We start from the raw sequence: 24,305 nt of genomic DNA, 5'->3' as shown, positions 1-24,305 counted from the left end.
GGCTATATCTCCGCCATCAACCACTGGCGGAACCGGGCAATCGCCGGCCGGTCGACTGTCGTTTCTGGCGACACCAGGTAGTAAGCGTAGCGCGACGGGATGGCCAGATCGAAGGGGCGCACCAGTCGCCCGGCGTCGATGTCCCGCTGCACCATCGGATAGAGGCCGAGCATCACGCCAAATCCATCCATGGCCGCTTCGAGGGCGAGGCTCGAATTCGAAAAATGTGGCCCGCGACTCGGGTCAACACCGCTCACTTTCGCCGCCCGCAGCCAGTCCTGCCAGCTGACCCGCTCAGACCGCCCCGCTGCCGTGTCGTCATGCAGCAAGGTATGAAAGCTCAGGTCGGACGCTTTCTTGAGGCGACGCTTGCCTTTGAGCAGGTCGGGGTGGCACACCGGCACATAAGACACCTCCATCACCAGATCGGTGCGCATGCCCGGATAAGCGCCGCGGCCAAAGCGGATTTCCACATCGACCTCACCTTCGCGTAGCGCAACCAGATCCGATTCAACATCTTCGAGATCGGGGGCATCAACCGTGTTCGCTTCGGTGCCGAGTACCAGATCGATATCGGGATGGGCTTCGGTAAAACGCTGCAGTCGATGCACCAGCCAGCGCCCGGCGAAGGCCGGTGGCACGGTGATCCGCAAGTTCCGCGACGGGGTCTGCAACACCACCTTTTCCACCGCCGCCGCCAGTTGGGCGAGGCCGTCACTCACCTGCGGCAACATGCGTTCACCCGCCTCGGTCAGCGCCAGCGCACGGGTCAGGCGGTAAAAAAGCGGCACACCGAGATGCGCCTCCAGCGCCTTGATCTGCTGGCTGACGGCGGCCGGTGTTACATGCAACTCCTCAGCCGCCTGCTTGAAGCTCAGATGCCGGGCAGCCGTTTCAAAAACACGCAGCGACTGGAGCGGTGGCATGGATAGTGACATGCATACAGTTTAGTCAAACTTAACCGTCACATCACAAATGATCGCTTGTTGCACTGCACAACGCTGCGTAGAGTGCGTTTCATCGTCTGCAACCGACTTAGAGCGGAAGACGCAACTGGAGCAGCACAAATGAAACGCACCGCCAACCCCGGCAGCTCGCGCAGCAACAAGATCACTTCCCAGCAGCACATCGCGATGGCGCACGAACTGCGTCGCGCCACCTTCGCCAAATACATTGACGTCACCGTGAGCCGCATCAACGGCAGCGTCACCCGTGCCGTCCAGTGGCTGAACAGCCACCCGGTGATTTCCTGACCCAGCGCACGGCGACTTAGTCGCTCAGTAAATCGCGCAATATCGGTTGCAGCATGGCGGCGCCCAGCCGCTTGCTGCGCTCACCGTTCCAGCCGACCCGGGCATCGGGCAGCAAGTGGTTGTCCTTGAACGGCATTTCGAGCGTGAGCGACAAGCAGCCGAAGCGATGCGCAACCCATTTGCTGGCCAGCGTCAGCATCTCCTCGCCAAAACGGTCGGGCGTGTAGCCGACCTCGGTCTGGAAGTCCGGACTCGCCTCAGCAAGCGCTGACAAAAACACCGCTTGCCGCGCTGCCATGTTGTGCGGCACGCCAGGCACCATCTCCGAGCCATCAATAAAGACGTAAGGCAGCGACTCATCCCCGTGGATATCGAGGAAGAGCGCGCAGCCGGTCGCTTCCATGTGCTTGCGCACGCACAGCACTTCGGGGCTGCGCGCGACTGTGGGCGTCATCCATTCGCGATTGAGATTCGCCCCCGCCGCATTGGTGCGCAAATTGCCGCGCGACGCGCCGTCTGGATTCATGTTCGGCACGATATACAAACAAGCTCGCTCACGCAGCCTGCGCGCCAGCGGGTCGGCGCTGTCGAGCAAGCGCGCCAGCAAGCCTTCGACAAACCACTCAGCCATGGTCTCGCCGGGGTGTTGACGGGCAATGATCCAGACCGGCTTGCGCTCAGGCGACGGCGCTCCGACGACCACGCAATCGACGCTTCGGCCATCCACCGTCGCGCCCAGGGTGTGCACCCGCGCATAGGGCGACATCTCTGCCTGCCCGAGTAAATCGAGATGCCGCTCGTGCGAATACGGCTCGAAGTAGGCGTAGTAGACGCTGCTGTGTTCGGGCGTGTGCTCAATGATCAGACGGCCATCTTCAAAGCGCGTGCCGGGCACCCGGAACCATTCACGGCGATCGTAAGACGCCACCGCGTGGTAATCGGGCCACCCGTCTGGATAGGCCGCGTCGGCGGTGTTTTCGAACACCATTCGCAGCGGAACACCGGCCACGTCATGGACTCGAAAGTGAAACCACTGGCAGAAGCTCGCTGCGTTGTCCGGACGCAAGCGCAAACGGATGGCGTCCGGCGCCTCCGCGCTCAGCACCTCGATACTGCCACTGTCGAAACCCTGGCTAATGTGTACGCCCACGTCCTGTCTCCTGCCGATTGTCAGCGCACGCCGTCCTGGCGGCGGCGGAACACCCATCGATCCGCATCCGACGCCGCGGCATCAAACGCATAGCCGTCGGTATCAAACTGCTTGAGCCCGTCCACCTCGCGCAAGCGATGGTCGATCGCATAACGCACCATCAAACCCCGCGCCCGTTTGGCGTGGAAGCTGATGATCTTGTAGCGCCCGCCCTTCCAGTCTTCAAACACCGGTGTCACCAGCCGCCCTTTGAGCGCGGCGGGCCGGATCACCTTGAAATACTCCTCCGAGGCGAGATTCACCAATACCGCATCCGTCGACTTCTTGAGCAGCGCATTGATCGCTTCCGTCGGTCGATCGCCCCAGAATTCGTAGAGGTTCTTGCCCGCGGGCGTTTTCAGTCGAGTGCCCATTTCGAGTCGATAGGCCTGCATCAGGTCCAGCGGCCGCAGCACGCCATACAGTCCGGACAGAATCCGCAAATGCTGCTGCGCATAAGCCACGCCCTCCGCGTCCAGCGTGGCGGCGTCAAGACCATCGTAGACGTCGCCATTGAAGGCGAAGACGCAGGGCTTGGCGTTCTTGGCGTTGAACGGGCGTGACCACTCCGCGAACCGGGCAACGTTCAGCGCGGCCAGCTTGTCCGAGATGTGCATCAATTCGCCCAGTGCGGCGGGCGTGACATCGCGCATCACACCGACCAGTGATTCCGCCGCATCCAGAAAAGCGGGCTGGGTCGGCTTGATGCTCGGCGCGGGCGTTTCATAGTCCAGCGATTTGGCGGGGGAAATAACGAAATACATGGCGTGCCTGTCGTGCTTTGGAAGCGCTCATGGTAGCAAAAGCCCCGGCCAACGCGCTGTCCGCCAGCGCCCTGCCGGTTCCGCCGCAAAACCCGGTTTGACAGCGCCCCGGCGATTTCAGAGTATTGAACGATTCCGCAGCTTCCGGCCCATCCCCATGACGCAATCCCGCCTGCTTGACCGCTCACGCCGCGCCGTGTGGCATCCGTGCACCCAGATGAAGAGTCATGAATCCTTGCCGCTGGTGCCGATCACCCGCGGCGAAGGCGTGTGGCTGTACGACGACAATGGCCGGCGCTTTCTCGATGGCGTGAGTGCCTGGTGGGTGAATCTGTTCGGCCACTGCAACCCGCGCATCAACGACGCGATCTGTGAGCAGCTCGAAACCCTCGAACATGTGATGCTCGCCGGCTTTACCCATGCCCCGGTGGTCGAGCTCTCCGAGCGACTGTCGGCACTGACCGGCCACCAGCTCGGCCACGCGTTTTACGCCTCCGACGGTGCCTCGGCCACCGAAATCGCCCTCAAGATGAGCATGCATGCCTGGCGCAATCAGGGTGAGACGGGCAAGGATCGCTTCATCAGCCTGGCCGGCAGTTACCACGGTGAAACGGTGGGCGCGCTGGCGGTCACCGACGTGCATCTCTTTCGCGATGCCTATGCGCCGCTGGTGCGCGCCGGCACCGTGGTGCCCAGCCCCGACGCGCGCCAGGCCGAGCCGGGGGAGACCGACACCGACGTGGCCGAACGCGCCGCACAGGCGCTGGAGCACTATCTCGCCGAGCATCATGACGAAATCGCCGCCCTGATCGTCGAGCCGCTGGTGCAAGGCGCCGTCGGGATGGCGATGTATCACCCGCACTATCTGCGCCGCGCCCGTGAGCTGTGCGACACCTACCGGGTGCACCTCATCGCCGATGAAATCGCCGTCGGCTGTGGCCGCACCGGCAGCTTCTTCGCCTGCGAGCAAGCCGGCATCTGGCCGGACATGATGTGCCTGTCAAAAGGCATTTCGGGCGGCTACCTGCCGCTGTCGCTGGTGCTCAGCACCGATGCAATCTACGACTGCTTTTACGATGACGATGTGCACCGCGGCTTCCTGCACTCGCACTCCTACACCGGTAACCCGCTGGCCTGCCGCGCCGCGCTGGCCACGCTCGACATCTTCAAGGCCGACGATGTCATCCACACCAACAAGGCCCGCGCCGAACTGCTGGGTGATGCCACACGCGAGGCCTTTGCCGAGCATCCGGCGGTGCGCCATTTGCGTCAGCGCGGCATGATCGTCGCCTTTGATGTCGATACCGTCGAACGCGAGTTCAGCCAACGCTTTTTCGCCGCCGGGCTCGATCAGGGCGTGTTGCTGCGCCCGATCGGCAACACCGTGTATTTCATGCCGCCCTACATCGTCGAAGCCGACGACATCGCCCATCTGGTCCGCGGCGCCGCCGCGGCGCTGAAACACTGCATCGGTTGATGACGATGAGTTTGCTGGAACATCTGCGCGGCGAGCTGGCCGACCGCGAATCACGCGCACTCATCCGCCGTCGTCGCACGCTGGAAACACCTTGCGGCCCCCATGCGGTCGTCGATGGCCGCGAAATGCTGTCGTTTTGCAGCAACGACTACCTCGGCCTCGCCGCGCACCCCGCACTCGCCGCAGCCATTGCCGAGGGGGTCGCACGCTGGGGCGGCGGCTCGGGCGCATCACATCTGGTCAGTGGTCACTACAGCGTGCATGAGCGGCTCGAAGCCCGCCTCGCCAACTTCACCGGCTGCGAACGCGCGCTGGTGTTTTCGACCGGCTACATGGTGAACATGGGCGTGGCCGCCGCGCTGGTTGGCCGTGGCGACGCCATCTTTGCCGATCGCCTCAACCACGCTTCACTGGTCGACGGTGCCCTGCTCAGCCGCGCTGAACACCACCGATACGCGCATGGCGACACCGAGGCCCTGGCCCGCCTGCTCACCAACAGCACCGCCCGCCGAAAACTCATCATTACCGACAGTGTGTTCAGCATGGACGGCGATATCGCCCCGCTGACCGAACTGCTCGCGCTGGCAGAAGCACACGACGCCTGGCTGCTGGTCGACGACGCGCACGGTTTCGGTGTGCTGGGCCCGCAAGGCCGTGGCGCCCTGGCCGCCGCCGGGCTGGCGCACTGGCGTTTGCTGGTGGTCGGCACGCTGGGCAAGGCCGCGGGCCTGTCGGGCGCCTTTGTGGCCGGTCACGCCGACGTGGTGGAGTGGCTGATGCAGACCATGCGCACCTACATCTTCACCACCGGCTCGCCGCCCGCGCTGGCGCATGCGCTGCTCACCGCCATCGACCTGATCGAACACGGCGACGCCTTGCGCGCCCGCCTCGTCGCCCATCAACAGCAACTGCGAGGCGCCCTGCCCCTGCGCCGGTGGCAGCTGATGCCCTCATCCACGCCCATCCAGCCGATCAAAATCGGCGATAATGCCGCCGCGCTGGGTGCCGCCACGGCGCTGTGGGACGCAGGCCAGTGGGTGCCGGCGATCCGCCCGCCGACCGTCCCGCCAGGCACGGCCCGGCTGCGCATCTCGCTCAGCGCCGCCCACACGCCCGACGACATCACCCGATTGACCGACAACCTCCTCCGGATCGAAGCCTTGCAATGAGTCGCCCGCCCCTTGTACTGCTCCACGGCTGGGGCTTGACCCCCTCGGTGTGGCAGCCGCTTCGCGCGCAGCTCGACCCCACTTGGCCGTGTTTTACCCCCGCGCTCCCCGGTCATGCCGACACAGCGCCGACGCCCGAAGACGCCACGCTTGCCGCGTGGACCGATGCCCTCATCGCCGACTTGCCCGATGGCGCACTGGTCTGTGGCTGGTCGCTGGGTGCACTGGTGGCGCTGGATCTGGCGCGTCGCCACCCCGCCAAGGTCGAACGCATCGCCCTGATCGGCGCCAGCCCGTGCTTCGTGCAGCGGCCCGACTGGCCGAGCGCCCTGAGCGCCGAGGTGGTCGATGGTTTTTGCGCCGACTTCGCCGCCGAGCCCGACAAGACCCAGCGCCGCTTCGTCGCTCTGCAGGCGCTGGGCGATGCCGCACGCCGCGAAGTGACGCGGCAGCTCAACACCGCGCTGGTCACCGTCACCGCTGAGAATACCGCCCGACTCGCCGATGGCCTGGCCATTCTGTCGCAAACCGACCTACGCGGCTCGCTCACTGAGATCAGCTGTCCGGTGCGCCTGTTCCATGGCACGAACGACGCACTAATGCCCGCCGAAGCCGCTCGCGTCATGGCCGAATCGCTACCCGACGGGCGCTACTCCGAGTTTGCCGACGCCGGGCACGCGCCCTTTGTATCGCGTGCGACCGACTGCGCCTGCCTGCTCGACAGCTTCGCCAATGACTGAACGCAAGCGCCACGTTCGCGCGGCATTCGACCGCGCCGCGCCAACCTACGACGCTGCCGCCGCGGTACAACGCGACATCTGCGCCCAACTCCTCGCGCTGGCCAAAGCCCATTCGCCCCAAGGCCCGGTCGGACGCCTGCTCGACGCCGGCTGCGGCACGGGCACAGGCGCTACCGAACTGATTGACTGGCTCAAACCCGCCAACACGCTGGCACTCGATTTCGCACCCGGCATGCTCGCACGCCATCCTTGTCATCCCCGCCAACACCGGGTGTGCGGCGATCTCGAATCACTGCCGCTGGCCAGCGAATCGATCGACGTCGTCTGGTCCAGCCTCGCCGTGCAGTGGTGCAATCCGGGCCGTACGCTGGCCGAGCTTGGCCGCGTCCTCAAGCCGGGCGGCCCGGCCTGGATCACCACGCTCGGGCCCGACACGCTGTGGGAGCTCCGCGACGCGTTTCGCGGCATCGACGACGCCGAACATGTCATCGGCTTTCACCCTATCGACACCTGGCGACAGTCCGCCATTCAGGCCGGTTTCCAGATCTGCGCGACGCGGCAATCGCCCACCGCGGCGACGGCCGACAGCCTGCGCCAGCTACTGAAAGACATCAAAGCCATCGGCGCGCATCAAGTGGGCAGCGGGCGCCGGCGCAAACCGCTGGGCAAGTCGGCGTGGCGGCAACTGGAGCGTACCTATGAACAACATCGTCGTGCAGACGCGCGATTGCCCGCCACTTATGATGTGATTCTGCTCGCGCTGCAAAGGACCGCCTGATGGCCACCGCCTATTTTATTGCCGGCACCGACACCGGGATTGGCAAGACCTTCATCACCTGCGCCCTGCTCCACACCGCCCGCCGCGCAGGCCTGAGCGCCATCGCGATGAAACCGGTTGCTGCCGGGGCCGAGCGCGTGGGAGACGAATGGCTCAATGAGGATGCGGCGCAGTTGCGTGCCGCGGGGAGCTTCGACCCGGGCCTGGCCGACCTCAATCCGATTTGCCTGCGCACCGCCGTCGCGCCGCATATTGCGGCGGCCAGCGAAAGCGTTCGGATCGAGCCCGACAAGATTCTTGACGCGTTTGGCCGACTCTCGACACAAGCCGATCTGGTGCTGGTCGAAGGCGTGGGCGGCTTTCGGGTGCCGCTGACCGACACCTTCGACACGGCCGATCTGGCGGTCGCGCTGGGGCTGCCGATCATTCTCGTCGTGGGCATGCGTCTGGGCTGCATCAACCACGCCCTGCTGACCGCCGAGGCGATCGCCGCACGCGGCCTGAGCCTGGCCGGATGGGTTGCCAACCAGATTGATCCGGACATGCAGTGCGTGACCGAGAATCTCTATGCCCTACAGCAGCATCTGGGCGCGCCCTGTCTCGGTCATGTCCCGTTCCATCGCGACGGCGACGCCGCGACGGTTCAAGCGCTGGTTTTGCCAGCGCCTATGCGCTGACACATCGCTCGCCGCAACCTGCAACCGCACGACATCAGGCGCAGACCGCGGCATGCTGTAATCGGCAGCGCACGCTGGCCACGTTCAAGAGCGTCGGATGGCGCCGCTCACGCCACCACCGTCGGCCAGGTCGATCCACAAGCCAGCCTACTCACCTAGAGAACCTCGAACAGTTCCCGGTTCAGATCATTCAGTCGGCGCTCGGCCATGGTTGATTCATGCATGCAGCGCAACCAATCGGCGTAGTGCGTGCGCAACTGCGCATGGGTTTCACTGGCTTGAACCAGGCGCATCAGGTCCAGCTTGGTGTAGGGGCCGTGAAAATGCTTGAGCGTGTTGATCATGTAATTCCGGGCCTTGTCCAGCGCCTTGGCATCGCGCTCGGCCGGTAGCATGGCCACATCAAACACCGACGGGCTGCTCCCTGGCAGATCCGCCGCCGCGTCATTGGCGGCCTCGATCGCCTCGATGTAGCCGCCTTCCACAAGCTGTGTCAGCGGTTCATCGATCGCATCGTTGCCGATCATCGATTTGAGTGCATCCAGGGGTTTTTTTCCGTCGACCAGAATCAATAGTCGTCGGAGCGCGGGCTTGAGGCGGTCGGCACGCGTTTCGACCTCCGCCACGCCTTTTGCCGTCTTGGCATAGGCTTGCATCATCGTTTGTCTCCAGATGTGGATCTGCTGCACGCCGCGCGGATTCTTCCGTCTATTGGCGTACCACAGTAAAAGCTTCTACTAGTACTTTTGTAAGGATCTTCGACTCTACAGTGACATTCACGGCAGTTCGTCGCAAAACCTGACACATCGCGCCGCAATCGCGCCCGGCGATGTGACACATCTCACACTTTCACCAACAGATCAGCCGTTTTGGCGCACTTGTTCGAACAAGCAGATCGCTGCCGCCGCCGCGACGTTAAGCGATTCAAGCCGTCCCGGCATCGGGATGTGCACATGGGTAGTGGCCAGATTTTTCAGTGAATCCGACAGCCCCTGCCCCTCAGCACCGAACAACCAGGCGGTCGGGCCGGCAAGGTCGAGTGCGAAAAGCGACTGGCTGTCGGCACTCAGCACCGTCGCCGCAATCCTGCCGGTGTAGCCGGCCAGTGCGGTTTCAACGTCGACGTGTTCGAGCACCTGCATCTGAAAATGCGCGCCCATGCCGGCGCGCAAAACACGCGGCGACCACGCCTGCGCGCAGCCCTCGGTCAACAGCGCGAGCCGGATACCCGCGGCGGACGCGGTTCGCAGCAAGGTACCCAGATTGCCTGCGTCCTGCACCGCGTCGAGCACGATCAGCGAACCATTGACCATCGCCGGCAACACATCAAGCGCGGGCATGGCCATGAGGGCCAACAGGCCGGAGGGGGATTCGACCGCGCTGACATGCGCAAAAAGCGGATCGGGCAGACAGGCCACCGGGCACTGCGCACCCACCCGCGCGATCAGCGCCTGATGCTCTTCTCTCGCCAGGCCGGTGTCGCTCACTACGATCTGGGTGAATACGATGCCCGCATCGAGCGCGGCAGCCATCAGATGCGCGCCGTCAAGCACGGTCAAGCCGGTTTTTCGTCGCTCGCGGCCCGAGGTCGACAGCGCATGAATGCGCTTGACCAGCGGATTGTCGCGCGACTGAATCGCGATCATGCGGCCAAGCCGAGCGTCGCGACCGCCACGTTGACCAGCCCCAGACTGGTATTGACGGCCACAGCCTGGCGAATTCGTCCCAATGCCGCGGCGCCGTCGGGCCAGCGCTCGGCGGCGACGGCACGCTTTAACGCCTGCCACGGTACAAACCAGACGTAGGCGTAGATGAGGATCATCACCAAGCCGACACTCATCATGATGTGCCAGGCCCGCGGGGCATTTGCAAAGCCCACATTGATCAGGCCGCCAAAGCCGGTCACGAGAATGGCCGCAACCGCGACCCAAACCATCGGAAAAAAGCGAGAAAACACGCCCTGCCACAAACGTAGGCGATCCGGCGGGGACAAGACACCGGCCGCCGGGCGCAAACACAGGTAGGCAAAGGCCATGCCGCCAACCCAGATGATGACGGCCAACAAATGGAAGAAGAGGAAAACGTGCGGCACATTCATGGTGTCAGGTCTCGAACAAAGGAGGATTCAACCAGACCGCCCGGACCGGTCCGAAGCTTTTGCGGTAGAAGTCTTTCACCCCGTGTTGACGGATCGCCGACAGATGCGCTGCGGTCGGATAACCTTTGTGCGAGGCCAGCCCATACTGTGGATGAAGCGCATCGAGCGCGAGCATTTGCGCATCGCGCGCGGTCTTGGCAAGGATCGATGCCGCTGAGATCGCAGCCACCAGCGAGTCGCCTTTGACAATAGCCTGCACCGGATAGGCAATCTGCGGGCAGCGATTCCCGTCGATCAACACCTCGTCCGGCGCGATCTGAAGTGCTTCGACCGCGCGCTTCATGGCCAACATGGTGGCATGAAGGATATTGAGGCGGTCAATTTCTTCGACACTCGCCTCCGCCACGGCCCAGGCCAGCGCACGTTCGCGGATGATCGGCGCAAGCAGTTCGCGCCGCTTCTCGGTCAATTTCTTTGAGTCTGCCAAGCCGTCGATCGGTCGGGCCGGATCGAGAATGACCGCGGCCGCGACCACCGAACCACACAAGGGGCCACGCCCCGCTTCATCAACACCGCAGATCAAGCGAGGGTCAGGGGCTGCCATGGTGGCGCGATCCGAGCAGCGGCAAAATGATGTCGGCGGCACGCTGTGCGGTGTCCTGGCGCAACCGGTGGTGCAAAGCGGTAAATCGATCAGCGAGCGCATGCCGCGCGTCGACGTCGTCATACCAGCGCGCAAGCGCTTCGCCCAGCGCCTCGGGTGTCGCGTTGTCTTGCAGCATCTCCGGCACCACACCTTCGTTACATAGAATGTTGGGCAAACCGACCCACGGCAGATAGGCCATGCGCTTCATCATGCGGTACTGGAAATCACCCATGCGATAAGCAATCACCATCGGGCGCTTGAGCAACGCGGCCTCCAGTGACGCGGTGCCACTGGCCACAAGCACGACGTCTGCTGCGGTCATGGCATCGACCGCGTGACCAAACAACAGGCTCAGCGGCAAGTCACGTGCGTCAGCCGCGTATTGCGCCTGCTCGAATATCACCCGCGTCTCGCGTGTCGCCAACGGCACGAGAAAGCGGGCGTCAGGATAGCGTGACAGCAAGTACTTGGCGGTGTCGATGAACAAGGGGGCAAGATTGGCCACCTCCGACTCCCGGCTGCCAGGGAGGAGCGCGAAGACGGGTGCTGCGTGGGGCAGATGAAGACGCTCCCGGGCTTCCTGCTTGTTCGGCACGAGCGGGAAGGTGTCCGCGAGTGGATGCCCGACATAGGTCGCCGGCACACCGGCCGCTTCGTAGATGGCGGGCTCGAAGGGAAACAGACAGAGCATGTGATCAATCGCCGCCCGGATCCGTTTGATACGTCCGCCACGCCAGGCCCAGATGGAGGGGCTCACAAAGTGCACGGTGTGAACACCGCGGCGACGCAATTGCTGTTCGAGCCAGAGGTTGAAGTCTGGAGCATCCACCCCGATGAACACATCTGGCGGATCCTTCAGCAGTCGAGCGAGCAAGGCTCGACGCATTCGGGACAATTCGCGATAGCGCTTCAGCGCATCGACATAGCCATGCACGGCAAGGCGGTCGTACGGCCACCAGGCGTCGAAACCAACAGCCTCCATCTTTGGGCCACCGATGCCTTCACAGCGCAGTTCGGGTTGGCGTGACGTCAGCGCGGCGATCAGATGACTGGCAAGCAGGTCACCGGAGGCTTCGCCCGCGACCAGGGCGATGCGAGGGCCCATGACTCAGCGCACAATCCCGCGGCTGGAGACCGCGATAAAGTCCGAAAATGGTTTGACCGCCTCGTGTTCTACCGCGGCTTCGGCAATGACTTTACGCGCCTCTTCCAGGCTCAGGCCCGAACGATAGAGCGCTCGATACGCACGCTTGATCGCCATGATGGACTCGGAAGAATACCCTCGCCGCTTCAAGCCTTCGCTGTTGATCCCATGCGGGCGCGAGGGATTGCCGGACACCGTCACATACGGCGGCAGATCCTGCAACAACACGGTGCTGACGCCACAGAATGAGTGGGCGCCGACACGCACAAACTGATGCACACCGGTAAAGCCGCCAAGAATCGCCCAATCACCGACATGAACATGACCGGCCAGCGTCGCATTGTTGGCAAAAATGGTGTGGTCACCGACCTGACAATCATGGGCAACATGCACGTAGGCCATGATCCAGTTGTCGCTGCCAATGCGCGTCACGCCGACGTCTTGCGAGGTGCCGACATTGAAAGAGCAGTACTCACGGATAGTGTTCCGGTCGCCAATTTCAAGCCGTGTGGGCTCGTCGTCGTACTTCTTGTCCTGCGGGCTCCCACCAATCGAACAGAACTGGAAGATCTCGTTCTCTCGTCCAATACGAGTGTGACCTTCGATGACGACATGCGGGCCGATTCGCGTATCCGCACCGACCTCCACGTGGGGACCGATGATGCTGTACGCGCCAACACTGACCCCATCCGCCAACTTCGCGTCAGGATGAATGATTGCCGTCGAATGGATCATGACTTGGTCTTGAGCGCGCACATCAGGTCGGCCTCGGCGGCAACCTGGCCATCAACTCGGGCGACACCATGGTATTTGTAGATATTGCGCTTGCTGTTGACGATCTCGACTTCCATGACCAGCTGGTCACCCGGCGTCACCGGCCGCTTGAAGCGGACATTGTCGATGCCGGCAAACAGGACCAGCGAGTTTTCATCGGGCATGACGCCCATGGTCTTGAATGACAACACGGCGGCCGCCTGCGCCATGGCTTCGACGATCAGCACACCCGGCATGACCGGGTGGTTCGGGAAGTGACCGGGGAAAAACGGTTCGTTGATGGTGACATTCTTGACCGCCACCACGCGCTTGCCCTCCTCCAGTTCAATCACCCGGTCCACCAGCAGGAACGGATAGCGGTGCGGCAGATACTTCACAATTTCATTGATATCGAGTGTGGTCACGACGAGGTGTCTCCCTTGTCCAGTCGTTTTTCAAGTTCGCGAATCCGAGCTGCCATAGCGTCGAGATGGCGCAGATGCGAAAACTCTCGCACCCAGTCACCATGAGGTTGCAGGGGCAGATTCGCGGTATAGACGCCGGGTTTTCGAATTGATTTTGTCACGAGCGTGCCGGCAGACACCACCACATCATCGGTAATGTCGAGATGGCCGATGATGCCCGCCTGACCGCCAATCATGCACCGCGCGCCAATGCGAGTGCTGCCCGCAATGCCCACGCAACCCGCGATGGCTGTCATGGCACCGATCTTCACGTTGTGGGCGATCTGGATCTGATTGTCCAGCTTGACCCCGTCGGCGATCACGGTATCGTCCATCGCGCCGCGGTCAATCGTGGTGTTGGCACCGATTTCAACCTCATTGCCAATGACCACACGACCGCTTTGCGGAATCTTGACCCAGCGGCCGTCTTTCTCACGTGCATACCCGAAACCATCGGCACCAATCACGGCGCCGGAATGAATCCGGCAATCTGAGCCGATTTCGCAGTCTGCATAGATGGTGACATTGGCGTGCAGTCGCGTGCCCCTGCCAATCTGCACGCCGCGACCGACAACCGTCCCGGCGCCGACAAAAACATGCTCGCCCAGCACCACCGATTCAGCGATATGCGCGCCGGCCTCGACGCAGGTCGATGCCGGGATAACACTCTGAACACAGGCAGACGCCGCGACTCCAGGGGCCGGTAACGACTCGGGGTGTAACAGTTGGGCCACGCGTGCAAAATAGAGATACGGCGAATCGCAGACGATATACGTCTTGCCGGGCGGTGGCGTCAAACCACCGCTCACGATAACGGCGGCAGCGGCGGTCGTATCGAGTTGCTTACGGTACTTCGGATTGGCCAGAAAACTGATGTCTTCCGGCCCGGCGGATTCAAGCGGCGCCAGCGCCCGGATCAGCGTATCGGGCGCGCCCAGCAATTCTCCGCCGAGGCGGCCAACAATCTCATCAATACGCATTGACGCCATGAGCTCACGCTCACTGATTCTCAGCAAGCGCCTTGATCACTTTGTCGGTGATGTCGATGCTTGGGCTGGCGTAGACCGCTTCCTGGAAAATGATGTCGTACTTTTCCGCCTCGGCGATCTTCTTGACCACCTTGTTCGCACGATCAAGCACGGTTGCCAGTTCCTCGTTGCGGCGCTGGTTCAGGTCTTCACGAAACTCGCGCTGACGACGTTGAAAATCACGACTGAGCTCGCCGAACTCACGCTCTTTTTTGCGGCGCTCGGCCTCAGGCATGGTCAGACTGTTCTTCTCCAGGTTGCTCTGCATCGCCTGCAGTTCCTTGGAGATACTTTGCAATTCGCCATCACGCTTGGCAAATTCCTTTTCAAGACGCTGCTGTGCCTGGACGGCGGGCCCCGCCTCGCGCATGACGCGCTCCGAATTGACGAACCCGATCCGCGCCTGCGCCATGGCAGAACCGGCACCCAGCATCAGGGCTGCAAACACAAAGACTGAAAAACGGGAAACCTTCACGCAAACCTCCGAATCATGACCGGGAGCCCGGGTTAAAACACCGAACCCAACTGGAACTGGAACCGCTGGATCTTGTCGTCTTCTTCCTTCTTGAGCGGGAAGCCTACGCTGAGCTTCAGCGGCCCGATCGGCGAACTCCAGGAGAATCCAAGGCCGGCACTATAGCGCAGCTCGGTGAATTCGAGCTTCTCATCTTGACCCCAGACATTACCAACATCAACGAAAGCCGACAGCCGGAAACTACGATCTCGACCGGTACCCGGCAAGGGGAAATAGTATTCCGCATTCGCGATCAGGCGTCGATTGCCGCCGACCGAATCGAGGTCGCCGTCGGTATTGAGGATTCTCGGACCGAGCGAGCTTTGCTTGAAGCCACGCACCGATCCGATGCCGCCCGCGTAGAAGTTCTTGAAGAAGGGCAAGGGCTTGCCGCCGTAGCCAACCGCCCAACCCACTTCGCCGTTTAGCATGAAGGCGGAATCCTGGCCAATCGGCAGCCAGTACTGATGCTGGTACGACGCTTTGACATAGCGCAGCTCAGCCGGCGGAATAGCGACTTCCATGAAGGCACGCTGATACATGCCTTTACGCGGGTAGATCAGGCTGTCACGGCCATCGCGCGACCAACTGATAGACCCCAGCAAACTGGTTGCCTCATTCCCGAAGGCGGTCACGAATTCCTTGTATTGCACCGGGCTGTCATCAAACGTGGTCACCTCGGTACGGTCAACCGTCAGGCCAACGTTGATGCGATCGTCTTCGGCGATCGGGAAGCCATACCGAAGACCCAAACCGGTCGATGCGGTCTTGTAGCGCGCCAGATCCAGCGTGTCGGCATCATAGGTGCGGTGATAGACATCGAAACCACGACTGATGCCATCCACGGTGTAATACGGATTGGTATAGGACAGCGAGTAGGTCCGCGTGCTGGCACTGGTGTTGAGTTGCAGGTTCAGCGCGTTGCCCGAACCAAACAGGTTCTGCTGCGCCACCGCGGCTGACAACACCACGCTGTCCGAACTCGAAAAGCCCACACCCAAGGACAGGTTACCGGTCTGGCGTTCCCTGACCTTGAAGTTCACATCCACCTGGTCAGTCGTGCCAGGCACCGCCGGCGTCTGCACGGCAACTTCTTCGAAGAAGCCGAGACGATCCAGGCGAACCTTGGATTTGTTGATCTTTTCGCCGTCGTACCAGGCGCCTTCCATCTGGCGCATTTCACGTCGGGCGACTTCGTCGCGCGTGCGATCGTTGCCTTCCACGTTAATGCGGCGAACATAGACCCGCTTGCCCGGATCGACAAAAATCGTGAAGGCGACCTCGTGCTTCTCGCGATCTACTTCCGGGGCTGCATTCACGTTGGCAAAGGCGTAGCCCTCGTTACCCAGGCGGTCGGTGATGGCCTTGTTGGTGTTGGTCAGCGCTTCGCGCGAAAACACATCGCCCGCCTTGACGGTCACGATGTCTTTGTAAACCTCGTCCGGCAGGATCAGATCGCCCGTCAGGGTCACCGCGGAAACGGAGTACTTCGCCCCTTCGGTAATCGCGATAGTGATGTAAATGTCCTTTTTGTCGGGCGTGATCGATACCTGCGTCGAATCGATGCTGAAATCCAGGTAACCCTGGTTCAGATAGAACGAGCGAAGTGTTTCAAGGTCGCCAGACAGCTTCTGCTTCGAGTACTGGTCGGACTTGGTGTACCAGGTCAGCCAGCCAGGCGTGGTCTGTTCGAAGAGATCAACCAGGTCCTCTTCCTCGAACAAGCTTGCACCAACAATCTTGATCTGGCGGATTTTGGCGACATCGCCTTCTTCCACATCGAAGCGGACCGCCACACGATTGCGCTCCAGTGGCGTGACCGTGGTTTGCACCGTCGCGGCGTATTTACCGCGCGTCAGATACTGCCGCTTGAGCTCTTGCTCGGCACGCTCAAGCACGGCCCGATCGAAAATTCTCGACTCGCCCAAGCCAACGTCTTTCAGACCCTTTTTCAGAGCCTCCTTGTCGAACTCCTTGACGCCGGAAAAATCGATTTGCGCCACTGCGGGGCGTTCGTCGACAACGACAACGAGCACATCGTTTTCAACTTCGATACGGACATCGTCGAAGAAGCCGGTCGCAAACAGCGCACGGATCGATTCCTTGGCCTGGCCTTCGGAAAAGCGGTCGCCGACTTTGACCGGCAGATAGGTAAACACCGTGCCGGCTTCGGTTCGCTGAATGCCTTCAACGCGAATATCCTTGACGACAAAGGTGTCAAACGCGAACGCGGGTGCGGCCACGTACAGGGCGGCAAGCAGCCCGGAAAGAAGCTTCAGTTTCATTGAGGAATCAGCCAGAAATCAGGCGGTTGATGTCGTTGTAAAAGGCGAAAGCCATGAGCATGACGAGCAAGGCAAAACCGACTTGTTGTCCGATCTCCATCACGCGTTCCGGGACGGGGCCGCCTCGCAGCATTTCGATCACATAATACAGCAAATGCCCACCATCCAGCACCGGGATGGGAAGCAGGTTCAGGACGCCGAGACTGATACTGATCAGCGCCAGAAACTTCAAATAATGGTCGAGTCCCATCTTCGCACTTTGGCCGGCATAGTCCGCGATGGTGACGGGGCCGCTCAGGTTTTTCCAGGATAACTCGCCCGTCACCATACGGCCGATCATGGCCAGGCTGAAGGTACTCATTTCCCAGGTCTGGGCGATCGCTTTGACCAAGCCCTCGATCGGCCCGTGCGAGACGGTCACGAACATCGCTTCACGCCCTTCGGCCAAGGGCGCCACCATGATGCCCACGCGCCCGACGAGTTTGCCGTCGCGGTCGACAGACTCGGGTGTCAGTACGCCCTCGCTGCGTGCGCCGTCGCGCAACCATTCAAACTGCATCGGCTGACCCGGGGCGGCACTCACCCGTTCGACCAGATCAGACCAATCCTCAATGCGCTTTTGGTCGATCGCAACAACACGATCCCCCACACGCAATCCGGCGCGATCGGCCGCACCGCCCGCGACGATGTCACCAACCACCGGCGGAATCATCGGCCGGTAGGGGCGAAAGCCGAGTTGCGCCACCGGGTCGTTCTTTGCTTCATCAATCGTGATGCCGCTCAGGGAGAGGCGGCGCGTCGCACGCACGCCGTCGGCACTGACAACCACCACGTCAATCGTTGGTTCGTCCAGCACCGCCTTGAGCAGTCGCCAGCGCCAGTCCTGCCAGGAACGAATCGGCACATCGCCGACCTGAATGATCTCGTCGCCGCTGGTGAACCCGGCTTGGGCAGCAACGCTTTCCGGGGAGCTCACTTCGACCCGCGCGCGAAGTTCATCGACGCCGCCGACAAACACCACCCAGTAAAGCAGTACGGCCAGCAACAGATTGGCCAAGGGCCCGGCCGCGACTATTGCGAACCGCCGCCACACACTCTGCTGGGTAAAGGCGCGGGGAAGCTCAGCCGCGGCGACCTCGCCTTCACGCTCATCGAGCATCTTGACGTAGCCTCCGAGCGGAAACAGCGCCAACACCCACTCGGTACCATCCTTGCCGGCGCGCCATTTGAACAATGGGCGGCCAAAGCCGACGGAAAAGCGCAGCACCTTGACGTCGCACCAGCGCGCGACGGAGTAATGCCCCAGTTCATGGATGAGGATCAGCAGCCCCAAACCGACAACGAACGGAATGATGTACTCGAAAATCGACATTACGCAGCCTCCGCCGAGGCCACCCACTCACATGCCAGCGCACGCGCTTCGGCATCGACCGACTCCAGCTCTTCGATACTGCCATCACCGGCACTGGCCAAACGGGCCATGACCGATTCAACGACACGGGCGATCGCCAGATAAGCGAGGCGGCCGGAAAGAAACGCATCGACCGCGACCTCGTTTGCCGCGTTCATGACGGCCGGTACGCCCCGCCCGGCTCGCAAGGCGGCATAGGCCAGCGGCAAACACGGAAAACGCCGGGGATCCGGCTTCTCGAAATCGAGCCGGCCGACCGCGCACAGATCCAGCGGGCTCACGCCCGCATTGATGCGATCCGGAAATGCCAGCGCATGCGCAATCGGCGTGCGCATGTCCGGATTCCCCAACTGCGCGAGCACCGAACCATCTGCGTATTCAACCATCGAGTGAATAACGCTTTGGCGATGAACCACCACATCGATCTGCTCTGGCGGCACACCAAAGAGCCAGTGCGCTTCAATGACCTCGAGGCCTTTGTTCATCATGGTGGCGGAATCCACCGAGATCTTGCGCCCCATGACCCAGTTCGGGTGGGCGCAGGCTTCATCGGGGCTGATCCCCGCGAGCGTGTCGACATGACGGTCACGGAACGGGCCGCCCGAGGCGGTGAGCAGAATCCGCCGCACGCCGGCGGCTGCAGGGTCACGCCGGTAGGTCGGCGGCAGTGCCTGAAAAACGGCATTGTGTTCACTGTCGATGGGGAGCAAGGTCGCCCCGCCCGCCTCCACCGCGGCCATGAACAAAGCACCGGACATCACCAGGGCTTCTTTGTTTGCCAGCAGCACACGCTTGCCCGCTCGCGCAGCGGCCAATGTCGGGCGCAGACCCGCCGCGCCAACAATGGCAGCCATCACGGCATCAACCTCGGGGGCCTCGGCGATCGCCGCCAGCTGATCAGCACCATGGAGCACTTCGGTGCGCGCGCCATGCTCAGCGATCAAGCCCTGGAGACGTGTTGCAGAGGCGGCATCGTCGACGACGGCATACTGCGCAGAAAACTGCGCGCACTGCGCCGCCAAGCGCTCCAGCTGGGTCTTGCCGCTCAGCGCAAAGATCCGATAGCGATCCGGATGGCGCGCCACCACATCAAGTGTGCTGACACCAATCGAACCCGTTGCACCCAGTACGGTCAAGCTTTGCATACGATGCCTACGATGAGTTTCGGATATCGGTGGCTGCTGTCGTGCCGCGTTGGTGCGCCACCTCTAGCGCTCGCCCAACCCCGTATCAAACGGAGAGCAGCAATACCGCGCACGCCACCATGGGTAAGGTCGAGGTGAGGCTGTCGATTCGATCGAGCACACCGCCGTGCCCCGGCAGCAAACCGCTGCTGTCCTTGATCCCGGCCTGACGTTTCAACAAGGACTCAAACAGATCACCCACCACACTCACAGCTGTCAGTACGACGAGCGCCAACGCACCTAGGATGATCAGACCGACCGAGAGTTCAAAATCGAATGCGAATACCAGCGCAAGACCATAGAGCTCGACGCCGACGATCGCACCGTAAACGCCTTCCCAGCTCTTGCCCGGGCTGATTGCGGGGGCGAGTTTTCGACGGCCGAAGGCTCGACCCGAAAAATAGGCGGCGATATCCGCCACCCACACCACGGCCATCGCCGCCAGCAACAGCGCGACATTCACCTCGCGCAGAATGATCATCGCGAGCGCGGTCGGCAACACCACAACGAAGCCAAGCACAAACGCGCCCAGACCGCGCCCCAGCGTCCAGCGTCGAAGTAGCCACGGAAAGGCTAAAGCCACCCAGAAAACGATGGATATCAGCAAAAACGGAAGCAGGGCCGGCGCACTCAGCGTGCCAGCCCAAAGATCGGAAATGACCGAAACCAGCACAAGCAATGCCCCGAGACCCGCCCCGTAAGCGATGCGCGGCGTTGACGACCAACCGGCCAAACCACCCCACTCCCAGCCGGCCAAGGCCGCGATCACGGTCACAAAAACAATCCAGGCTTGCGTGGAGAACGAGGTCAACGCGACAGACAGCACCGCCAGCATGACAATGGCGGTCAGAATGCGCGCCTTAAGCACGTGAGTCGCCCTCGGCGCCCTTCTGAGCCGTCTCGTCGAGCTGCTCGCTGGTTCTACCGAAACGACGCTCACGCTGACGGTAGGACGCGAGAGCGGCATCCAACGCCTTGTCGCCGAAATCGGGCCACAAGGCATCGGTAAAGTAGAGTTCGGTATAGGCAAGCTGCCACAGCAGGAAATTGCTGATGCGCTTTTCACCGCCGGTGCGAATAAAAAGGTCGGGCTCCGGCGCAAAAGCCATCGACAGATACGGCTCAAGCGCCTCTTCGGTGATGTCGGCGCTTGGTCCCGCGTCAGCAACCAGTCGGCGAACGCCTTGAAGAATGTCCCAACGCCCGCCGTAGTTGGCGGCAATGGTTAGATTCAAACGGGTGTTGCCGGCTGTCAGCGCTTCGGCGTCGCGAATCATCGCGACCAACTCGTCATCAAAGCGACTGAGATCACCGATCACCCGAAAACGGATTTCGTTCTCGTGGATGCGTTCAATCTCTTTCTTGAGTGAGCGCATGAACAACTGCATGAGAAACGACACCTCATCCGCAGGCCGCCGCCAGTTCTCGGAACTGAAGGCGAACAAGGTGAGATGGGAAACATTCCGCTCAATACAACTACGGATGGTGGCGCGCACGGTTTCAACACCGCGCACATGACCCGCCACGCGCGGCAGAAAGCGTTTGCGGGCCCAGCGGCCGTTGCCATCCATGATGATGGCGACATGGCGCGGGCCGTCATCGCGCTCAGGAATGGAGCGCGTTGAACTCGCGAATTTGGATGTTGCCATCCGGAACGGGTGATCCAGGCTCGAGCGGCGCTAAGGCCAGGCTCAAACCTGCATCATGTCCTGTTCTTTTTGCACCAGGAGTGCGTCAACCTCGGCAATGTACTTGTCGGTCAGCTTCTGGATTTCGTCTTGACCCCTACGGTCTTCGTCTTCCGAAATCAGCTTGTCCTTCAGCGCGTCTTTCATCGAGCTGTTGGCATCGCGACGAAGGTTGCGGATCGCCACCTTGGCGGCCTCGCCTTCCTGCTTGACCACCTTGATCAGGTCGCGGCGACGCTCTTCGGTGAGCATCGGCATCGGCACGCGAATCAATTCGCCGACCGATGCGGGGTTCAAGCCCAGATCCGAATCGCGAATCGCTTTCTCGACCTTGCCCACCATGTTCTTTTCCCATGGCTGAACACCGATGGTACGGGCGTCGACCAAGGTCACATTGGCGACCTGATTCACCGGCACCATGCTGCCGTAGTAATCGACCATCACGTGGTCGAGCAAGCCGGTGTGCGCGCGACCCGTACGGATTTTTCCGAGATCGTTGTTCAGCGCTTCCACCGACTTCTTCATTTTCTTTTCAGCAGTGGATTTCAATTCAGAGATCATGTCGAAGTCCTCAGCAGTAAACCAGGGTGCCTTCATCTTCGCCCATCACGACGCGCTTGAGCGCACCGGGCTTGAAGATGCTGAACACATTGAGCGGCAGCTTTTGATCGCGGCAAAGCGCAAAAGCCGTGGCGTCCATCACCTGCAGATTGCGGCTGATGGCTTCGTCAAAACTGATCCGGCTAAAGCGCTCGGCATTCGGATCACGTTTCGGATCGGCGGTATAAATACCGTCCACTTTAGTGGCCTTGAGCACGATCTGCGCACCGATTTCGGCGCCACGCAGTGCCGCTGCGGTATCTGTCGTGAAAAACGGGTTACCGGTACCGGCGCCAAAAATGACCACGCGGCCATTTTCGAGGTAGCGGATCGCCTTGCCACGGATATAGGGCTCGACGACCTGTTCGATATTCAATGCTGACTGCACGCGCGCCACCACACCGGCGGCGCGCATGGCATCAGCCAGCGCCATGGCATTCATGACCGTTGCCAGCATCCCCATGTAATCGGCGGTTGCCCGATCCATGCCTGATGCTGCGCCCGCCATGCCACGGAAGATATTGCCTCCGCCAATGACCACCCCCACCTGCACACCCATTCGGGCAACTTCAGCCACTTCGCCCACAATCCGGGAGACCACATCGGGGTTGATGCCATAGGCATCATCACCCATCAGGGCTTCGCCAGAAAGTTTCAGCAGGATGCGCTGATACGCGGGGGTTGTCATGCAGCAGTTCTCCAGCGATTACTTCTTGGCAGCGGCCGCAGCAGCCTGAGCTGCCACTTCGGCGGCGAAGTCATCGACCTTCTTCTCGATGCCTTCACCGACGATGAACAGCACAAAGCTGCCAACCGATGCGCTCTTCGACTTCAGCAGCGCCTCGACGGTCAGCTTGTCGTTCTTGACGAACGGCTGACCCAGCAGCGTCACTTCCTTGAGGAACTTCTGCACCGTACCTTCAACCATCTTGGCGACGATATCGGCCGGCTTGCCCGACTCGGCCGCCTTTTCGGTTGCGATGCGACGCTCGGTCTCGATCAGCTCGGCAGGTACCTGGTCGCTCGACAGCGCCTTCGGCTTGCCTGCGGCGATGTGCATCGCCAGATCGCGGCCCAGCTCTTCGTCACCGCCGATCACATCGATCAGCACGCCAATCTTCGAGCCACCGTGAATGTAGCTGGACACGGCGCCTTCGGTCTGAATGCGGGCGAAACGGCGGATCGACATGTTTTCGCCGACCTTGCCCACCAGCGCGGCACGAACGGCTTCCACCGTCTGGCCACCGATTTCCAGTGCCGACAATGCAGCAACATCGGCCGGGTTCTGCTTGGCCACCATCTCGGCCAGGCTGGCGCCCAGCGCGAGGAAGTCGTCGTTTTTGGCAACGAAGTCGGTTTCGCAGTTCAGCTCAACCATGGCTGCCAGCTTTCCGTCTTCGGAAATCCAGGTCGCCACGATGCCTTCCGCGGTGACGCGGCTGGCCGCCTTGCTTGCCTTGTTGCCCAGTTTGATGCGCAGGATTTCTTCTGCCTTGGCCAGGTCGCCCTCTGCCTCGGTCAGTGCCTTCTTGCACTCCATCATCGGCGCGTCAGTCTTCTCGCGAAGCTCTTTCACCATGCCTGCGGTAATTGCCGCCATGCTTACTCCTGAATTCTTTAGTTGATCAGTGGGGGTGCGAGACTCAGCCTTGGGCTTCGTCGGCAGCGCCGTCTTCCACTTCCACTTCGACAAATTCGTCACCACCAGCGGCCACGATTTCCTGCATCGCCTGGCTGCGACCTTCGATCACTGCATCAGCAGCGCCGCGGGCGAACAGACGAATGGCACGACTGGAGTCATCGTTACCCGGGATCACGAAATCGACACCTTCGGGCGAGTGGTTGGTATCAACCACGGCCACGATTGGAATACCCAGCTTGCGGGTCTCGGTGATGGCAATCTTGTGATAACCAACGTCAACCACGAAGATGGCATCCGGCAAGCCGCCCATATCCTTGATACCACCGATACTCTTGCGCAGCTTCTCGATTTCGCGGGTGGTCATCAGCGCTTCTTTCTTGGACAGGCGCTCGATGGAACCATCTTCCACCATCGCTTCCATGTCCTTCAGGCGCTTGATCGACTGACGCACGGTCTTGAAGTTGGTCAGCATGCCGCCGAGCCAGCGCTCGTCAACATAAGGCATACCGGCACGCTGGGCTTCTTCAGCGATGATCTCGCGCGCCTGACGCTTGGTGCTCACAAACAGAACGGTGCCCTTGTTGGCGGACAGCTTGCGAATGAAGTCCATCGCTTCGCGGTACTTGACCATCGTCTTTTCGAGGTTGACGATGTGAATCTTGTTGCGATGGCCGAAGATGTACGGGGCCATGCGGGGGTTCCAGAAACGGGTCTGGTGACCAAAGTGAACGCCTGCTTCAAGCATCTGGCGCATCGTAACGTTAGACATTGTGTTGCTCCTAAAGGGTTAAACCTCCGCCC

Annotated in this window: 27 protein-coding genes; 6 read left to right on the top strand and 21 right to left on the bottom strand. The window is 61.6% G+C overall.

Annotated features, from left to right (window positions below; translation table 11 throughout):
• Window positions 1-2: 2 nt before the first annotated feature.
• Window positions 3-926 carry a transcriptional regulator GcvA gene (gene gcvA / locus FHP91_RS14175; RefSeq protein ID WP_246116315.1) on the bottom strand — a complete coding sequence of 308 codons (924 nt, stop codon included), beginning with the start codon at window positions 924-926 and terminating at the stop codon, window positions 3-5.
• Between the two features lie 141 nt (window positions 927-1,067).
• Between gcvA and FHP91_RS14170 the strand changes: the two genes are divergently transcribed.
• Window positions 1,068-1,253: a hypothetical protein gene (locus FHP91_RS14170; protein WP_144310211.1), complete on the top strand. Its 186-nt coding sequence runs from the start codon at window positions 1,068-1,070 to the stop codon at window positions 1,251-1,253.
• 16 nt (window positions 1,254-1,269) lie between these two features.
• Here the strand turns inward: FHP91_RS14170 and FHP91_RS14165 are convergent, their stop codons facing one another.
• The gene (locus FHP91_RS14165; RefSeq protein ID WP_246116314.1) at window positions 1,270-2,403 is read right to left on the bottom strand and encodes a M14 family metallopeptidase; all 1,134 of its coding nucleotides are present in this window, start codon (window positions 2,401-2,403) and stop codon (window positions 1,270-1,272) included.
• 20 nt (window positions 2,404-2,423) lie between these two features.
• Window positions 2,424-3,206 (bottom strand): peroxide stress protein YaaA, encoded by a 783-nt coding sequence (gene yaaA, locus FHP91_RS14160; RefSeq protein WP_144310209.1) that lies wholly within the window; start codon window positions 3,204-3,206, stop codon window positions 2,424-2,426.
• A gap of 157 nt (window positions 3,207-3,363) precedes the next feature.
• Between yaaA and bioA the strand changes: the two genes are divergently transcribed.
• The 5 genes from bioA to bioD are packed head-to-tail and all read left to right on the top strand — an operon-like array spanning window position 3,364 to window position 8,047.
• Complete coding sequence (gene bioA / locus FHP91_RS14155; protein ID WP_144310208.1) at window positions 3,364-4,683, top strand: adenosylmethionine--8-amino-7-oxononanoate transaminase; 1,320 nt, start codon at window positions 3,364-3,366, stop codon at window positions 4,681-4,683.
• Window positions 4,683-5,852, top strand: a complete 1,170-nt coding sequence (gene bioF / locus FHP91_RS14150) for an 8-amino-7-oxononanoate synthase (protein WP_222105214.1) — start codon at window positions 4,683-4,685, stop codon at window positions 5,850-5,852. The genes bioA and bioF overlap by 1 nt, the downstream gene beginning before the upstream one ends.
• Window positions 5,849-6,592, top strand: coding sequence for an alpha/beta fold hydrolase (locus FHP91_RS14145; RefSeq protein ID WP_144310206.1), 744 nt, complete (start codon window positions 5,849-5,851; stop codon window positions 6,590-6,592). Before bioF ends, FHP91_RS14145 begins: the two co-directional genes overlap by 4 nt.
• On the top strand, window positions 6,585-7,370 hold the full coding sequence (gene bioC, locus FHP91_RS14140) for a malonyl-ACP O-methyltransferase BioC (RefSeq protein WP_144310205.1): 786 nt from the start codon (window positions 6,585-6,587) through the stop codon (window positions 7,368-7,370). The genes FHP91_RS14145 and bioC overlap by 8 nt, the downstream gene beginning before the upstream one ends.
• Window positions 7,370-8,047, top strand: a complete 678-nt coding sequence (gene bioD, locus FHP91_RS14135; RefSeq protein ID WP_144310204.1) for a dethiobiotin synthase — start codon at window positions 7,370-7,372, stop codon at window positions 8,045-8,047. The genes bioC and bioD overlap by 1 nt, the downstream gene beginning before the upstream one ends.
• A gap of 155 nt (window positions 8,048-8,202) precedes the next feature.
• Here bioD and FHP91_RS14130 read toward each other — a convergent pair whose 3' ends face one another.
• The 18 genes from FHP91_RS14130 to rpsB form a co-directional block, all read right to left on the bottom strand.
• Entirely contained in the window at window positions 8,203-8,706 is a 504-nt protein-coding gene (locus FHP91_RS14130) for a hypothetical protein (protein ID WP_144310203.1), read from the bottom strand.
• A gap of 201 nt (window positions 8,707-8,907) precedes the next feature.
• On the bottom strand, window positions 8,908-9,693 hold the full coding sequence (locus tag FHP91_RS14125) for a TrmH family RNA methyltransferase (protein WP_144310202.1): 786 nt from the start codon (window positions 9,691-9,693) through the stop codon (window positions 8,908-8,910).
• Window positions 9,690-10,145, bottom strand: coding sequence for a CopD family protein (locus FHP91_RS14120; protein WP_144310201.1), 456 nt, complete (start codon window positions 10,143-10,145; stop codon window positions 9,690-9,692). Before FHP91_RS14120 ends, FHP91_RS14125 begins: the two co-directional genes overlap by 4 nt.
• 4 nt (window positions 10,146-10,149) lie before the next feature.
• A complete protein-coding gene (rnhB, locus tag FHP91_RS14115) occupies window positions 10,150-10,749 on the bottom strand; it encodes a ribonuclease HII (protein ID WP_144310272.1) in 600 nt (199 codons plus the stop codon).
• Window positions 10,736-11,896: a lipid-A-disaccharide synthase gene (gene lpxB / locus FHP91_RS14110; RefSeq protein WP_144310200.1), complete on the bottom strand. Its 1,161-nt coding sequence runs from the start codon at window positions 11,894-11,896 to the stop codon at window positions 10,736-10,738. Before lpxB ends, rnhB begins: the two co-directional genes overlap by 14 nt.
• 3 nt (window positions 11,897-11,899) lie before the next feature.
• Window positions 11,900-12,670, bottom strand: coding sequence for an acyl-ACP--UDP-N-acetylglucosamine O-acyltransferase (lpxA, locus tag FHP91_RS14105; RefSeq protein ID WP_144173557.1), 771 nt, complete (start codon window positions 12,668-12,670; stop codon window positions 11,900-11,902).
• Window positions 12,667-13,113, bottom strand: a complete 447-nt coding sequence (fabZ, locus tag FHP91_RS14100) for a 3-hydroxyacyl-ACP dehydratase FabZ (protein WP_144310199.1) — start codon at window positions 13,111-13,113, stop codon at window positions 12,667-12,669. Before fabZ ends, lpxA begins: the two co-directional genes overlap by 4 nt.
• The gene (gene lpxD / locus FHP91_RS14095) at window positions 13,110-14,132 is read right to left on the bottom strand and encodes a UDP-3-O-(3-hydroxymyristoyl)glucosamine N-acyltransferase (protein ID WP_391527570.1); all 1,023 of its coding nucleotides are present in this window, start codon (window positions 14,130-14,132) and stop codon (window positions 13,110-13,112) included. Before lpxD ends, fabZ begins: the two co-directional genes overlap by 4 nt.
• A 19-nt stretch (window positions 14,133-14,151) precedes the next feature.
• Window positions 14,152-14,655 carry an OmpH family outer membrane protein gene (locus tag FHP91_RS14090; RefSeq protein WP_144173550.1) on the bottom strand — a complete coding sequence of 168 codons (504 nt, stop codon included), beginning with the start codon at window positions 14,653-14,655 and terminating at the stop codon, window positions 14,152-14,154.
• Between the two features lie 32 nt (window positions 14,656-14,687).
• Window positions 14,688-16,979 (bottom strand): outer membrane protein assembly factor BamA, encoded by a 2,292-nt coding sequence (gene bamA, locus FHP91_RS14085; protein ID WP_144310197.1) that lies wholly within the window; start codon window positions 16,977-16,979, stop codon window positions 14,688-14,690.
• Window positions 16,980-16,986: 7 nt separating this feature from the next.
• Window positions 16,987-18,351 (bottom strand): RIP metalloprotease RseP, encoded by a 1,365-nt coding sequence (gene rseP, locus FHP91_RS14080; RefSeq protein WP_144310196.1) that lies wholly within the window; start codon window positions 18,349-18,351, stop codon window positions 16,987-16,989.
• The gene (gene ispC, locus FHP91_RS14075) at window positions 18,351-19,535 is read right to left on the bottom strand and encodes a 1-deoxy-D-xylulose-5-phosphate reductoisomerase (protein WP_144310195.1); all 1,185 of its coding nucleotides are present in this window, start codon (window positions 19,533-19,535) and stop codon (window positions 18,351-18,353) included. The genes rseP and ispC overlap by 1 nt, the downstream gene beginning before the upstream one ends.
• Before the next feature lie 85 nt (window positions 19,536-19,620).
• Window positions 19,621-20,442 carry a phosphatidate cytidylyltransferase gene (locus FHP91_RS14070; protein WP_144310194.1) on the bottom strand — a complete coding sequence of 274 codons (822 nt, stop codon included), beginning with the start codon at window positions 20,440-20,442 and terminating at the stop codon, window positions 19,621-19,623.
• Window positions 20,435-21,223, bottom strand: a complete 789-nt coding sequence (gene uppS, locus FHP91_RS14065) for a polyprenyl diphosphate synthase (RefSeq protein WP_144310193.1) — start codon at window positions 21,221-21,223, stop codon at window positions 20,435-20,437. The genes FHP91_RS14070 and uppS overlap by 8 nt, the downstream gene beginning before the upstream one ends.
• A gap of 42 nt (window positions 21,224-21,265) precedes the next feature.
• Window positions 21,266-21,823, bottom strand: a complete 558-nt coding sequence (gene frr, locus FHP91_RS14060) for a ribosome recycling factor (RefSeq protein WP_144310192.1) — start codon at window positions 21,821-21,823, stop codon at window positions 21,266-21,268.
• Window positions 21,824-21,833: 10 nt separating this feature from the next.
• A complete protein-coding gene (gene pyrH, locus FHP91_RS14055) occupies window positions 21,834-22,550 on the bottom strand; it encodes a UMP kinase (protein ID WP_144173540.1) in 717 nt (238 codons plus the stop codon).
• Between the two features lie 18 nt (window positions 22,551-22,568).
• Entirely contained in the window at window positions 22,569-23,462 is an 894-nt protein-coding gene (gene tsf, locus FHP91_RS14050) for a translation elongation factor Ts (RefSeq protein WP_144310191.1), read from the bottom strand.
• A gap of 43 nt (window positions 23,463-23,505) precedes the next feature.
• Entirely contained in the window at window positions 23,506-24,273 is a 768-nt protein-coding gene (gene rpsB / locus FHP91_RS14045; RefSeq protein WP_144173536.1) for a 30S ribosomal protein S2, read from the bottom strand.
• Window positions 24,274-24,305 lie beyond the last annotated feature (32 nt).

Source organism: Denitromonas halophila (genome assembly GCF_007625155.1).
Taxonomy (GTDB): domain Bacteria; phylum Pseudomonadota; class Gammaproteobacteria; order Burkholderiales; family Rhodocyclaceae; genus Nitrogeniibacter; species Nitrogeniibacter halophilus.
The sequence above is the reverse complement of the archived record's forward strand: the minus strand, read 5'-3'. Positions and strand labels throughout refer to the sequence as shown.

Coding starts and splice junctions, on each gene's coding strand:
- FHP91_RS14170 (WP_144310211.1), top strand. CDS start 1,068: ATGAAACGCACCGCCAACCCCGGCAGCTCGCGCAGCAACAAGATCACT.
- FHP91_RS14125 (WP_144310202.1), bottom strand. CDS start 9,693: ATGATCGCGATTCAGTCGCGCGACAATCCGCTGGTCAAGCGCATTCAT.
- tsf (WP_144310191.1), bottom strand. CDS start 23,462: ATGGCGGCAATTACCGCAGGCATGGTGAAAGAGCTTCGCGAGAAGACT.
- bioF (WP_222105214.1), top strand. CDS start 4,683: ATGACGATGAGTTTGCTGGAACATCTGCGCGGCGAGCTGGCCGACCGC.
- frr (WP_144310192.1), bottom strand. CDS start 21,823: ATGATCTCTGAATTGAAATCCACTGCTGAAAAGAAAATGAAGAAGTCG.
- FHP91_RS14120 (WP_144310201.1), bottom strand. CDS start 10,145: ATGAATGTGCCGCACGTTTTCCTCTTCTTCCATTTGTTGGCCGTCATC.
- rseP (WP_144310196.1), bottom strand. CDS start 18,351: ATGTCGATTTTCGAGTACATCATTCCGTTCGTTGTCGGTTTGGGGCTG.
- uppS (WP_144310193.1), bottom strand. CDS start 21,223: ATGGCAACATCCAAATTCGCGAGTTCAACGCGCTCCATTCCTGAGCGC.
- bioA (WP_144310208.1), top strand. CDS start 3,364: ATGACGCAATCCCGCCTGCTTGACCGCTCACGCCGCGCCGTGTGGCAT.
- yaaA (WP_144310209.1), bottom strand. CDS start 3,206: ATGTATTTCGTTATTTCCCCCGCCAAATCGCTGGACTATGAAACGCCC.
- ispC (WP_144310195.1), bottom strand. CDS start 19,535: ATGCAAAGCTTGACCGTACTGGGTGCAACGGGTTCGATTGGTGTCAGC.
- lpxA (WP_144173557.1), bottom strand. CDS start 12,670: ATGATCCATTCGACGGCAATCATTCATCCTGACGCGAAGTTGGCGGAT.
- rpsB (WP_144173536.1), bottom strand. CDS start 24,273: ATGTCTAACGTTACGATGCGCCAGATGCTTGAAGCAGGCGTTCACTTT.
- bioC (WP_144310205.1), top strand. CDS start 6,585: ATGACTGAACGCAAGCGCCACGTTCGCGCGGCATTCGACCGCGCCGCG.
- lpxB (WP_144310200.1), bottom strand. CDS start 11,896: ATGGGCCCTCGCATCGCCCTGGTCGCGGGCGAAGCCTCCGGTGACCTG.
- FHP91_RS14130 (WP_144310203.1), bottom strand. CDS start 8,706: ATGATGCAAGCCTATGCCAAGACGGCAAAAGGCGTGGCGGAGGTCGAA.
- FHP91_RS14145 (WP_144310206.1), top strand. CDS start 5,849: ATGAGTCGCCCGCCCCTTGTACTGCTCCACGGCTGGGGCTTGACCCCC.
- pyrH (WP_144173540.1), bottom strand. CDS start 22,550: ATGACAACCCCCGCGTATCAGCGCATCCTGCTGAAACTTTCTGGCGAA.
- lpxD (WP_391527570.1), bottom strand. CDS start 14,132: ATGCGTATTGATGAGATTGTTGGCCGCCTCGGCGGAGAATTGCTGGGC.
- gcvA (WP_246116315.1), bottom strand. CDS start 926: ATGCCACCGCTCCAGTCGCTGCGTGTTTTTGAAACGGCTGCCCGGCAT.
- bioD (WP_144310204.1), top strand. CDS start 7,370: ATGGCCACCGCCTATTTTATTGCCGGCACCGACACCGGGATTGGCAAG.
- rnhB (WP_144310272.1), bottom strand. CDS start 10,749: ATGGCAGCCCCTGACCCTCGCTTGATCTGCGGTGTTGATGAAGCGGGG.
- bamA (WP_144310197.1), bottom strand. CDS start 16,979: ATGAAACTGAAGCTTCTTTCCGGGCTGCTTGCCGCCCTGTACGTGGCC.